Origin of the sequence: Epilithonimonas lactis, from assembly GCF_900110605.1 — a bacterium.
In the GTDB taxonomy this organism is placed as follows: Bacteria; Bacteroidota; Bacteroidia; order Flavobacteriales; family Weeksellaceae; genus Epilithonimonas; species Epilithonimonas lactis.
Window position 1 is genome coordinate 461,030 of sequence record NZ_FOFI01000001.1, and the last position, 13,560, is coordinate 474,589.

General features: G+C 39.9%; 7 protein-coding genes. 6 read left to right on the top strand and 1 reads right to left on the bottom strand.

The features are described 5' to 3' along the window. Positions 1 to 225: 225 nt before the first annotated feature. The 6 genes from BMW39_RS02220 to BMW39_RS02245 all read left to right on the top strand — a co-directional run bounded on the left by BMW39_RS02220 (position 226) and on the right by BMW39_RS02245 (position 12,940). A complete protein-coding gene (locus tag BMW39_RS02220) occupies positions 226 to 885 on the top strand; it encodes a hypothetical protein (RefSeq protein ID WP_034976847.1) in 660 nt (219 codons plus the stop codon). Positions 886 to 964: 79 nt separating this feature from the next. After that, entirely contained in the window at positions 965 to 3,361 is a 2,397-nt protein-coding gene (locus BMW39_RS02225) for a thrombospondin type 3 repeat-containing protein (RefSeq protein WP_074719281.1), read from the top strand. A gap of 12 nt (positions 3,362 to 3,373) precedes the next feature. After that, positions 3,374 to 3,940, top strand: coding sequence for a hypothetical protein (locus BMW39_RS02230; RefSeq protein WP_034976849.1), 567 nt, complete (start codon positions 3,374 to 3,376; stop codon positions 3,938 to 3,940). A gap of 392 nt (positions 3,941 to 4,332) precedes the next feature. Continuing rightward, positions 4,333 to 8,160: a DNA-directed RNA polymerase subunit beta gene (rpoB, locus tag BMW39_RS02235; protein WP_034976851.1), complete on the top strand. Its 3,828-nt coding sequence runs from the start codon at positions 4,333 to 4,335 to the stop codon at positions 8,158 to 8,160. Positions 8,161 to 8,283: 123 nt separating this feature from the next. Beyond that, a complete protein-coding gene (gene rpoC / locus BMW39_RS02240; RefSeq protein ID WP_034976853.1) occupies positions 8,284 to 12,549 on the top strand; it encodes a DNA-directed RNA polymerase subunit beta' in 4,266 nt (1,421 codons plus the stop codon). Between the two features lie 85 nt (positions 12,550 to 12,634). Next, entirely contained in the window at positions 12,635 to 12,940 is a 306-nt protein-coding gene (locus BMW39_RS02245) for a DUF3467 domain-containing protein (protein WP_034976854.1), read from the top strand. Between the two features lie 57 nt (positions 12,941 to 12,997). On the opposite strand, the gene BMW39_RS02250 is transcribed toward BMW39_RS02245, so the two are convergent. Then, positions 12,998 to 13,498, bottom strand: coding sequence for a hypothetical protein (locus BMW39_RS02250; protein WP_131474336.1), 501 nt, complete (start codon positions 13,496 to 13,498; stop codon positions 12,998 to 13,000). Positions 13,499 to 13,560 lie beyond the last annotated feature (62 nt).

Below are 13,560 nucleotides of genomic sequence, written 5' to 3' on the forward strand. Positions count from 1 at the left end.
TAAATGTTTCTTTTGGAAGCATAAAAATCGATTTTTTAGAAATGGAACGACCATTTATCAAAAGGCTGATAAAATACTTAAGTAACTGAAATAAATTAATTTACGTAAATGTAAAAACTCCCCAACTCAAGTTCGGGAGTTTTTTTGTGTTAAGTTTGCGTAATATGAATTAACAATTGTTAATTTTCAGTAGCGTTTACGGGCTATTTTTATTAAATTTGCGCCATGAATAAAGACTTCTTGTCTTTTAATGCACAGAATGGTATTGGGACTAATTTGCTATATAGGTTTCAACTATTCTTCGTATTTTTTTCTGTCTGTTTCCTAAATGCTATTTCCGCTCAAGATGTCCAGTCGCAAGACCTTGCGAAATCTGACGTTGTTATCACAGTGGTTGGTGACGCTTTCATCTACTCTAAAGATGAGTCTTTTAATGCGCAGGTCTCGCACAATAAAGATCTGAAACAAAATTCCAAGGTCGAGCTAAGTGAGGATAACGTCTTAAAAATTAGAGGTAAAGCCTTGCCAAAGGCAGATAAAGTTGCTAATTCTACCAGGAAAAAACCTGAAAACGTTGTTGTCGCTTCGAGCAAAAGTAAACGATGCAAGTCCAAGGAGTTTTCTAAAAAATATGTCGCTGAACAGATAAAAGGTCTGGATGATGATGGTCAGTTCATGGTCAATTCCAGGTCTGGAGCTCAATCCTTTATTTCGCCAGGTACCGATTCTCCTTCATTTGCAAATTCTGCTGTCTTTCTAGAGCGACTCGTGAGTGATTCTTTGATGTATTCCTACTACGTCAATCACTTTTATAAGAACAGCAATGCGAAAACACGGATTTTCAGCAATGACTTTTCTGTAAGGCCACCGCCAGCTTTGATTTAATTTTCCACTTTTCGACTCAGTACTTACTATGAATTTTTCAGTTCATAGTGGTCAATTATTTTATCAATAATAATTTTCTATGAAAAAATTAAATCTATTTTATATAACAGTATTCCTGCTTATAGGAACGGGAATGCTGTATTCTCAAGCGGCTGCCGACAGACTTTATCTAACTTTAGCAAATACGGGAAGAATCTATGATATTACAGCATTGTCTACTACACCAGCTACAGCAATAAATTTACCTAACGCGGTAACTACTCCTGGTGTGCCAGGAGGGACAAATGCCAATGCCAGTAACCTGGCTGTTGGTTATGACCAGCCTGGTGGTAATCCAAGTAATATAGTTTTTATCCAGTCCAACATATCGGGAGGTTCCACACTGTACAAAAATGGAACTGCCATCTCTGGGACTACGACACCTGCAGGTATAGAGATTGGGGGAATAGCGACGAATAATGTTCCCGGTCCTTTTTTTGGTAATGTATATGGTTTCCAAAGGAATACAAAAGTATTGTATCCTATCTATCCGGCAGGTACAGCAACAACAATAACTGGTGATACAATATGGACAGAAGGGGCAACATTAGGAACAGATACTTTTTTTGACTATCAGAATAATATTTACATGTTTGTCAATTATCCTGCAACTAATCCTACTTCAAGGTATTTGTATAAGATCTCTATTGGTGGTTCGACTGCCCAACAGGTTGTTCAAATTGCAGGAACAGCGGCCAGTGTTTCCAGTATACAAGGGATGGCGTATCTCCAAGGCTCTGTTTACATTGCGACAGTTCTTGCATCTACTATTGAAGTACGTAGAATCAATATTTTTAATGGTAGCTCTTCCCTTGTAGCTACTTACAATGGTGGTGCAGGTCAAAATCTGGATTTGGCAACGGTTCCTTATTATGTCCCTTTTCAGTTTACTTGTTCGGGGATCACACAAACTTCCACTACATCATTTGTAAAAGGTGTAGCTAGTAATAGTCAGAAATTTATTAATATCCCAATTAACAATGTGTATGCAGATGGTGCTTATACGATCAATATAATTGGAACAGATTTCAATAGTTCTTCTAATGTCAATATTACAAGCTCCACCACATCGATTCAAGTTCCATTGAATTATACTGGAGGTGGAAATGCTGGTACGAGAACTCTTCAAGTCAATTTGAATGGTAGTACAACTGCTTGTCCGATAAACGTCATTGTAGAGGAGGATACAGACGGCGATGGAATAGGCAATTCTCAAGATCTTGATTCTGATAATGATGGCATCTTGGATATTTTTGAATGTGCAGATACTGTCGTGAATAGAGACTTCAGCACTACAGATGGAACTGTCACAACTTTTGATGCGCCGGCTGCGGACCTGGGTTTTATATTTGATGTCTATCGACTCGATAATTCTTTTAATCTTAATATAAATGGTGTCAATATTTCAACAAGCACCTTGGAGTTTCAACCCGATCAAACTGATAACGTTAGATTCTTAGATGGTTCCAAATATGGAGACGGCACTGTACCGCAGATCTACAGTATGACAGGTAATGCTGATAATCCTTTGGTAAGGATCATCATTCACAAAAATGGTTCAATTGCCATGTACGGAAGTAAATCTGGTGGTAGTGCCCTTTTTCCGCTCCAGCTTTATAATGGGAATGCTTTTAATAATATTATATGGAATCAGACAGGCACGAACACGGTAAGATTGTCACAACCAGTTGTAGGAACAACTTACATTAGCGGTAAAGGACAAGGTTTTAAATTTGGTTTCTGTGATCCGGACAATGATGGGATTTCCAATCAATATGATGTCGATAGCGATGGTGACGGTTGCCCAGATGCTATAGAAGGTAGCGAGGCAGTACGTTTTGATCAGGTTCATTCCATGACTTTACCTACTACTGATACGAACTACCGTTATCGCGGTCAGATCAAAGTTGCCTACAATGGCACTACTACTGGCACGCCGGCTCAGATCGTAAGTAATTCTGCTTCGGCCTTTGGAGTCCCTCAATTGGTCAACAATGCAGGAAATAATCTCAATACAGCGACCAATCCTTCGAATCTTGCAGGTTTGGTTGATAATACGGATGGCACATCGGATGTTGGACAGGGAATAGGTACTGCGCTAAATGCAAGTGCAAGAGATGTGGAATGCGACCGTTGTTTCCGTCCTGCAACAACGCCTGGTGTTGGTGGTTTGTCTACAAGCCAAGGTTTTACATCGCTTCAAAGAGCTGGAGGCGGCGCTGCCGAATGGCCAGGTAAGATCAAAGGTGCCTACACGGCATTGGATGCCAAGACCAAAGGTTTCGTGATCAATAGAGTGCCGACCACTTCACTCTCTTCGATCATAGGTGTTGCAGGAATGATCGTTTATGATACGACCGAAAACTGCCTCAAAGTTTATGATGGGACAGCGTGGTCTTGTTTCTCCAAACAGACTTGTGATAATTTTAACCAATAAAAAAGAGTCAGAATGAAAACATATATCAAAACATTAGCAATATTAATGTCAAGTATGGCCTTTGGTCAAGTGACGATTGGTAAGACCACGCCGTCCAATGTACCTGCAAACGCGACGGTGTCTTTAGAATTCGGTGACGCAACTGGTGGATTGAAAGGGATTGTTTTACCTTGGGTCAATGCTGCAGCAAGTGTTACAACGCCAGTTCCGGGAACGTTGATCTTCGACAGTGCCGATCAGAAGGTGAAGTACGGAAGAGCGGTGACTGCCAATGCAAGTGAGGTTACGAGCTGGACAGATCTTTCCTCTGGAGCTTATTCGCCAAGCGTCGCCAATGTTCCAGATACCAACGCGGAGAATACGAATGCAAAAGCCTTGATCGGAGGCAATCCAACGACAGATGCAACTTCTGGGATTTTGGTTTTGGGAGATACGAATAAAGCAATGATTCTCCCAAGGGTGAATTCCCATAAAGATATTGTGAATCCAAGTGCAGGAATGATGGTCTACATCACAGGTACCACGCCCAAGCAACTTGCTTTTTTCAATGGCAGGGAATGGTCTTTCTGGACCAGGTAGTCTTAAGGTCTTCATTATTAGATATTTTTAAACCACTTTCGAAAGGAAGTGGTTTTTTATTTTGAATAATAATTTGTATATTTGCACCATCTTTTGGCGCGACTTAATATTATACTTTAAATAACGAATACTCTTTCATCTTAATGGAAGGGCATTTTCTGTTTAATGATACCGTTACTTCAAACCAAAAAAAAATAAAATATTTTGCACTACACCGTGAAAAGATATACCGGTGTTGCTCTTAGGAAGAATCAGATTAATAAGTTAAAAGCCAAGGTCTCACGTGCGCGCCAAAACACTTTTTCCTTTTGCCTTTTATCTTGTTTCTTAAGTTTTTCCTGATATTTTTTGTGAATCAAAATATTTTTTAACCCATTTTTTCTTATAATTTTATGAGTAAAACACAGGCCACACAAAAAGTGAAAGGAACGGAAAGAATCAACTTTTCCACTGCGAAAGGTAGAATCGACACCCCTGACTTTTTGGACATCCAAATCCAGTCTTTCAAGGAGTTTTTCCAGTTAGACACGCTTCCTGAGCAACGTTTGAACGAATCACTTTACAAAACGTTCCAGGAAAATTTCCCAATTACAGATTCTAGAAACCAATTCGTTTTGGAATTCCTAGATTATCTGGTAGATTCTCCTCGTTACTCTATAGATGAGTGCGTTGAGAGAGGTTTGACGTACAACGTGCCTCTAAAAGCTAGACTTAAACTATACTGTACAGATCCGGAACACGAAGATTTCCAGACTGTTGTACAAGATGTATATTTGGGTCCAGTTCCTTATATGACACCTTCTGGTTCATTCATCATCAATGGTGCAGAACGTGTTATCGTAACTCAGTTACACAGGTCTCCGGGTGTATTCTTCGGACAGACTTACCACGCAAATGGTACAAAACTTTATTATTCAAGAATTATCCCTTTCAAAGGATCTTGGATGGAGTTTACTACGGATATCAATAACGTAATGTATGCGTATATCGACCGTAAGAAAAAATTACCCTTAACTACATTGCTAAGAGCAATCGGTTTCGAGTCTGATAAAGAGATTCTTCAGATCTTCGACCTTGCTGAGGAAGTGAAAGTTTCCAAAGCAGCGCTTAAAAAAGTAGAAGGAAGAACATTGGCTGCGAGAGTTTTGAACACTTGGTTCGAAGATTTCGTAGACGAGGATACAGGTGAGGTGGTTTCTATCGAAAGAAACGAGATCATCCTAGACAGAGAGACAATTCTTGAAAAAGAACACCTTGATGTTATTTTGGACTCTGGCGTTAAGTCGATCTTGATCCACAAAGAAAATAGCAGCGAGTTCTCCATCATCCAGAACACTCTACAAAAAGATCCAACCAACTCTGAAAAAGAAGCGGTTGAATATATCTACCGTCAGTTGAGAAATGCTGATGCACCAGATGAGGAAACTGCAAGAGGAATTATAGAAAAATTATTCTTCTCCGAGCAGAGATATTCATTAGGTGAAGTAGGTCGTTACAGACTAAATAAAAAATTGGGTCTTAACATCTCTCAGGAAAATCAAGTATTGACGAGAGAAGATATCATCTCTATCGTAAAACACTTGATCGAGCTAGTTAACTCAAAAGCTGAGGTAGATGATATCGATCACTTGTCAAACAGAAGGATCAAGACTGTTGGAGAGCAATTGTCCGGACAATTCGGCGTAGGTCTTTCTAGAATTGCTAGAACGATCAAAGAAAGAATGAACGTTAGAGATAACGAGATCTTTACACCGGTTGACTTGGTAAATGCTAAGACTTTGACGTCTGTTATTAATTCATTCTTTGGTACCAACCAGCTTTCTCAGTTTATGGACCAGACCAATCCTCTATCAGAGATCACGCACAAGCGTAGACTTTCTGCCCTAGGACCTGGTGGTTTATCTAGAGAAAGAGCAGGTTTCGAGGTACGTGACGTTCACCATACACACTATGGCCGTATCTGTCCGATCGAAACGCCAGAGGGACCAAATATTGGTTTGATATCTTCTCTAGGAATGTATGCGAAGATCAACACGCTTGGTTTCATCGAGACACCTTACAGAAAAGTTGAAGACGGTAAAGTAGATCTACAAGCTGCTCCAACTTATCTTAATGCTGAGGATGAGGAATACAAAGTAATTGCTCAGGCAAACGTTGAGTTAGATGATAATGGTGTTTTCCAAACAGACAGAATCATTGCTCGTCTAGATGGAGATTATCCAGTAGTTGAGCCTCAACAAGTGGATCTGATCGATGTTGCACCAAACCAGATCTCTGGTATTTCTGCTTCATTGATTCCATTCTTGGAGCACGATGATGCGAACAGAGCGTTGATGGGATCGAATATGATGCGTCAGGCCGTTCCATTGTTGAATCCTCAGGCACCAGTTGTAGGTACAGGTTTGGAAAAACAAGTAGCTAGAGACTCTAGAGTTTTGATTAATGCAGAAGGAACTGGAGTTGTAGAATATGTGGATGCTGAGAAGATTACGATCAAATACGAAAGAAGCGAGGAAGACGATCTAGTTAACTTCGACTCTGCAACTAAAACTTATAAACTGACCAAGTTCAGAAAAACCAACCAGAGTACGACTATTACGCTAAGACCAAACGTAAGAGTAGGTGATGTAGTAGAAAAAGGACAAGTTCTTTGCGACGGTTACGCGACTGAAAACGGAGAGTTGGCATTGGGTAGAAACCTAGTGGTAGCCTTCATGCCTTGGAAAGGTTACAACTTTGAGGATGCAATCGTAATCAATGAAAAAGTAGTTCGTGAGGACTGGTTTACATCTATCCACGTAGACGAATATTCTCTTGAAGTTAGAGATACCAAACTAGGTATGGAAGAACTGACAGCAGATATTCCTAACGTTTCTGAAGAAGCTACCAAAGATCTTGATGAGAATGGTATGATCAGAATCGGAGCAGAAGTGAAGCCTGGTGATATCCTTATCGGGAAGATCACTCCAAAAGGTGAATCTGATCCAACACCAGAGGAAAAACTTCTTAGAGCGATCTTCGGAGACAAAGCTGGTGACGTGAAAGATGCTTCATTGAAAGCAGATTCTTCATTGAGAGGAGTTGTGATCAACAAAAAATTGTTCTCTAGAAATATCAAGGACAAAAAGAAAAGAAGCGAAGAGAAGATCAAATTGGAAGAGATCGAAAATACTTACAAAGCTAAGTTCGACGGTCTAAGAAATACTTTGATCGACAAATTGAATACATTGGTTTCTGGGAAAACTTCTCAAGGTGTACAAAACGATCTTGAAGAAGAAGTGATCAGCAAAGGAACTAAATTCACATTGAGATTACTTCAAAATGTTGAAGATTATAACAATATCAGTGGTGCAGATTGGACCGTTGATTCTGACAAGAATGAATTGATCAAACAATTGGTTCACAACTACAAGATCAAATACAATGATCTTGCAGGTGTTAAAAACCGTGAGAAATTTGCATTGTCTATCGGAGATGAGTTGCCTGCAGGTATTATCAAACTAGCTAAAGTTTACATCGCTAAGAAACGTAAATTGAATGTTGGAGATAAGATGGCTGGTCGTCACGGTAACAAAGGTATTGTTTCAAGAATCGTTCGTGAAGAGGATATGCCGTTCCTAGAAGACGGAACACCAGTAGATATCGTATTGAATCCACTTGGGGTACCTTCTCGTATGAACATTGGTCAGATCTACGAAACTGTTCTTGGATGGGCTGGTACCAAACTAGGACTTAAGTTTGCCACACCGATCTTTGATGGTGCAACGCTAGAGCAGATCACAGAATACACAGAACAAGCTGGCGTTCCGAAATTCGGAAGCACACACTTGTACGATGGTGGAACTGGGGAGAGATTTACTCAGCCTGCAACCGTAGGTGTGATCTATATGTTGAAACTGGGACACATGGTAGATGACAAGATGCACGCACGTTCTATCGGACCATACTCATTGATCACGCAACAGCCATTAGGAGGTAAAGCGCAATTTGGAGGTCAGAGATTTGGAGAGATGGAGGTTTGGGCTCTAGAAGCTTTTGGAGCATCCAATATCTTGAGAGAGATCTTGACTGTGAAGTCAGATGACGTGATTGGTAGAGCGAAAACTTACGAAGCGATCGCGAAAGGAGAAGCAATGCCTGAACCAGGTATTCCGGAATCTTTCAACGTATTACTTCACGAGTTACAGGGTCTTGGACTTGATGTAAGATTGGAAGAGTAATTTAAATTAAATTATCAAAAAATTTAAAATTAAATTATTAACCAATGGTTGAAAAGAATGATTTCTAAAAGTAATTTTTTAATCATTTAATGTTTCAATCTTTTAATCAAATACATAAAACAAATGTCAAATAAAAATAAAACAAGTAGATTTACTAAAATCACTATTGGTTTAGCTTCACCAGAATCCATTCTTCAGGAATCGAGAGGAGAGGTCTTAAAACCAGAAACGATTAACTATCGTACACACAAGCCGGAAAGAGATGGATTGTTCTGCGAGAAGATCTTTGGTCCTGTAAAGGATTACGAGTGTGCTTGTGGAAAATACAAACGTATCCGTTACAAAGGTATCGTTTGTGATAGATGTGGGGTAGAAGTAACAGAGAAAAAAGTACGTAGAGAAAGAATCGGACACATCGGTCTGGTTGTTCCTGTAGCGCACATCTGGTATTTCCGTTCTTTACCAAACAAAATCGGTTATTTATTAGGTATTCCTTCCAAGAAATTGGATATGATCATCTATTACGAAAGATACGTCGTGATCCAGCAAGGTATTGCTAAGAAAGCAGACGGTTCTGATTTTGATGACAAAGAATTCCTTACAGAAGAAGAATATCTGGACGTTCTAGAGACGCTTCCTGTAGAAAATCAATATCTTGATGATTCTGACCCGAACAAATTCCTTGCAAAAATGGGAGCAGAAGCGGTTGAAGAATTGTTGAAGAGAATCGACCTTGATTCTTTATCATTCGATCTAAGACACAAAGCGCACAACGAATCTTCTAAACAAAGAAGAACCGAGGCTCTTAAAAGGTTAAATGTTGTAGAAGCATTGAGAGGTGCCAATACAAGAATGATCAACAAGCCTGAGTGGATGATCATGCGTGTACTTCCTGTAATACCACCAGAATTGAGACCTTTGGTTCCATTGGATGGAGGACGTTTCGCAACTTCTGATTTGAATGACCTTTACAGAAGGGTGATCATCAGAAACAACCGTCTGAAAAGACTATTGGAGATCAAAGCTCCGGAGGTGATCTTGAGAAATGAGAAGCGTATGCTTCAGGAATCAGTAGATTCATTATTCGATAATACAAGAAAATCTTCTGCCGTAAAATCTGAATCAAACAGACCATTGAAATCCCTTTCTGACTCATTGAAAGGTAAGCAAGGTCGTTTCCGTCAGAACTTACTTGGTAAGAGGGTAGATTACTCCGCTCGTTCCGTAATTGTTGTAGGACCTAGTCTTCAACTTCACGAGTGTGGTATCCCGAAAGATATGGCTGCAGAGCTTTACAAACCGTTCATCATCAGAAAATTGATCGAGAGAGGAATTGTAAAAACTGTAAAATCAGCTAAAAGGATCATCGACAGAAAAGAGCCTGTAGTTTATGATATCTTAGAAGGTGTAATGAAAGGTCACCCTGTACTATTGAACAGAGCACCTACTTTGCACAGACTTGGTATCCAGGCATTCCAGCCGAAGATGATCGAAGGTAAAGCTATCCAACTTCACCCATTGGTAACGACGGCTTTCAACGCCGATTTCGATGGGGATCAGATGGCAGTGCATTTACCTCTAGGTCCAGAAGCTATTTTGGAAGCACAACTATTGATGTTGGGTTCTCAGAATATCCTTAACCCTGCAAATGGTTCTCCTATCACGGTACCATCTCAGGATATGGTTTTGGGTCTATATTTTATGACCAAACAATTGGATTCTACAGATGATATGAAAGTAAAAGGCGAAGGTCTTGCTTTCTATTCTCCGGAAGAAGTAGAGATCGCTTATGCTGAGGGACAAGTTTCTCTTAATGCAAAAGTAAGATGTCGTCTTCCGATCAAAGAGAATGGTGTCATTACAACGAAATTATTCCCTACGACAGTTGGTAGAATTTTATTCAACCAGATCGTACCGAAAGCTTCTGGCTATATCGACGAGTTATTGACTAAGAAATCTCTTAGAAACGTCATTGGTCAGGTATTGGCAGACACAGATTTCCCAACTACGGTGAAGTTCTTGGATGATATGAAAGATCTTGGATATGCAAACGCATTCAAAGGTGGACTTTCATTTAGTCTTGGAGATATCGTGATCCCGGTTGAGAAAAAGAAAATGATCGCGACTTCTATCGAAACTGTAGATGAGATCAAGGCCAACTATAACATGGGTCTTATCACAGATACAGAGCGTTATAATCAGGTAATTGACGTTTGGACCAACACCAACGCAAGTCTTACTGAAATGATTATGAGCAGAATGAAAGTAGATCAAGGTGGATTCAACTCTGTATATATGATGCTTGATTCTGGTGCGAGGGGTTCTAAGGAACAGATCCGTCAGTTATCTGGTATGAGGGGATTGATGGCAAAACCACAAAAAGCAGGTTCTGTCGGTGCTGAGATTATTGAAAACCCGATCCTTGCAAACTTTAAAGAAGGTTTGTCGATCTTGGAATACTTTATCTCTACCCACGGTGCTCGTAAGGGTCTTGCGGATACCGCTCTTAAAACTGCCGATGCTGGTTACTTGACCAGAAGATTGGTGGATGTTGCACAGGATGTTATCATTACAGAACAAGACTGTGGAACACTTAGAGGTACAGAAATTACTGCACTTAAGAAAAACGATGATATCGTAGAAAAGATCGCTGAGAGAATTCTTGGTAGAGTTTCGCTTCACAATATCTATCACCCAGAAACGGATGAGATCTTGGCACAAGCTGACGAGTTGATCGTAGAAGCAGTGGCTAAGCAGATCGAGGAAGCTGGAATCGAAGCTGTAGAGGTTCGTTCTCCATTGACTTGTGAGGCTAAAAAAGGTATCTGTGCGAAATGTTACGGTCGTAACCTCGCAACAGGTAAAGGCATCCACATGGGAGAAGCTGTTGGTGTAATCGCTGCGCAGTCTATTGGTGAGCCGGGAACTCAGTTGACATTGAGAACGTTCCACCAAGGTGGGGTTTCAAATAACATCTCAGAAAATCCAAGCATCGTTGCAAAACGTGATGGTATTGTTGAGATGGATGAGGTTAGAACTATTAAATCGGAAGGTGAAAATGGTGAATCAGCAGATATCGTTGTTTCCCGTTCAACTGAATTCCGTTTGGTAGCAGACAACGAAGCTAGAACGCCGATCATGATCGCTAACGTTCCTTATGGATCCGAGTTGTTTGTACAGCCAGGTGACAAAGTGAAAAAAGGAGATATGATCGCGAAGTGGGATGCTTACAACGCGGTAATCATTGCAGAGAACTCTGGTAAAGTAGAGTACGAGGATATTATCCAAGGGGTTTCTTTCGTATTGGAGATCGATGAGCAGACTGGTTTCGAAGAGAAAGTAATCTCTGAATCTAGAAATAAAAAAGCCGTTCCTACTCTTAGAGTTGTTGACTCCAAAGGTGTGGAGCAAAAAGGTTACAACTTACCGGTTGGAGCCCACATCATGGTAAACGACGGTGAAAAAATTAAGGCTGGTAAGGTCTTGATCAAAATCCCAAGAAAATCTGCGAAAGCAGGGGATATCACCGGAGGTCTTCCGAGAGTTACCGAATTATTCGAAGCTAGAAATCCTTCCAACCCAGCGGTTGTTACAGAGATTGACGGTGTAGTATCTTACGGTAAGATCAAAAGAGGTAACCGTGAGCTTATCGTGGAAGCTAAAACTGGAGAGATCAAGAAGTATTTGGTTAAATTATCAAACCAGATCCTAGTTCAGGAAAATGACTTCGTGTATGCAGGAGGCGCACTTTCCGACGGTTCTGTAACACCAGACGATATCTTGAAAATCAAAGGTCCAACTGCGGTTCAGGAATATTTGGTTAATGAAATTCAGGAGGTTTACCGTCTTCAAGGGGTGAAGATCGATGACAAACACTTCGAGATCATTGTTCGTCAGATGATGACAAAAGTATCGATTGTGGATGGCGGAGATACGCAGTTCCTAGAAGGTGCTTTGGAACACAAATACGACTTCTTGCAAGAGAACAACAGAGTATTTGGTCTGAAAGTAGTAATGGAAGCGGGAGATTCGAAAGAATTCAAACCAGGACAGATGATCACAGCTAGAGAACTTAGAGATGAGAACTCGAAACTAAGACGTGAAGATCAGGCTTTGGTAGAAGTAAGAGAAGCACTTCCTGCAACTGCAACTTCTGTACTACAAGGTATTACAAGAGCGGCACTTCAAACCAAATCATTCATGTCTGCAGCATCGTTCCAGGAAACGACCAAGGTTCTAAACGAAGCAGCAGTGTCTGGTAAGATCGACTTCTTGACAGGTCTGAAAGAGAATGTAATTGTAGGACACAGAATCCCTGCAGGTACAGGTCTTAAGGATTACCAAAATGTGATTGTAGGTTCTAGAAAAGAATTCGAGGACATCAACTAAAATTAATCAAAATGAAATTTGAGGTTTGGAATTATTTTTTATACTTTCACAACCTCAAATTTTAATAAAAAAATAACAAAACAAAATGGACAATAATCAAAACCAAGATCCAAACAACATCAACATCAATCTAAACGAAATGGTAGCTGCAGGAGCATATTGCAACCTAGCATTGGTAAACCATTCTCCATCAGAATTCGTAGTGGATTTCATCCAATTGATGCCAGGTGTACAGCAAGCGAACGTGCGTTCAAGAGTAATTCTTGCGCCACTTCACGCAAAGAGAGTTTTAGCAGCATTGCAACAAAACATCACTAACTATGAGCAGCAATTCGGAGAGATCAAAGAATTGGAGCCTTTCGTAGTTGGAGGTAACAACGTACAAGCTTAAGATTTTTCTTAAACATAATAAGAAATGCCTCAGTGAAAACTGAGGCATTTTTTTGTATTAATAGTTTTGCAAAAATTCTTTAATGATATTTGAAAAATTATAGCCTGCAAAGTTTCTTGCATTTGGATGATAGATTCCTAAAGCTTTACAATTTCCACATTCGTAATCTAATTGCCGTATATTCCAGCGATTGTCGATTTTGTCAAGATGCTTTCCCCAACAACCTTCATTATTAAAAAAGTGTTCCCATATACGGCTGGAAAAAACAATCACTTTTTCTGGCTTTGTAATCTCAAGATATTCCTTGAAAGCTTTTTCAGCAGTATCTTTTTCATCGTTTGTCGGAACTTGGTTTGAGGAAGTAAAAGCACTTTGAATAGAATTTGCAAAAGCTATATTCTTCCAAAAATCTGCGTGTTTTTGATACCCAAAAACTTCAAGAATTGTCTTGTGAAATTTACTAGCAATTACATCCAGTTCAGCAATTTGCGCTTTTGTAAAATCGTTCAGATTACTAGGTAAACCATTATTGAAATAATGAGAATCTCCAATTACCAATAATTTCCCAAGCTCAGAATTGCCGTAGTTTTTGCCAATCCAAGGTTTAAATATTATGCTTT

Bases quoted from the DNA above. Each gene is read 5' to 3' on its own strand.
- BMW39_RS02230 (WP_034976849.1), top strand. From the start codon at position 3,374: ATGAAAACATATATCAAAACATTAGCAATATTAATGTCAAGTATGGCC.
- BMW39_RS02245 (WP_034976854.1), top strand. From the start codon at position 12,635: ATGGACAATAATCAAAACCAAGATCCAAACAACATCAACATCAATCTA.
- BMW39_RS02225 (WP_074719281.1), top strand. From the start codon at position 965: ATGAAAAAATTAAATCTATTTTATATAACAGTATTCCTGCTTATAGGA.
- BMW39_RS02220 (WP_034976847.1), top strand. From the start codon at position 226: ATGAATAAAGACTTCTTGTCTTTTAATGCACAGAATGGTATTGGGACT.
- rpoB (WP_034976851.1), top strand. From the start codon at position 4,333: ATGAGTAAAACACAGGCCACACAAAAAGTGAAAGGAACGGAAAGAATC.
- rpoC (WP_034976853.1), top strand. From the start codon at position 8,284: ATGTCAAATAAAAATAAAACAAGTAGATTTACTAAAATCACTATTGGT.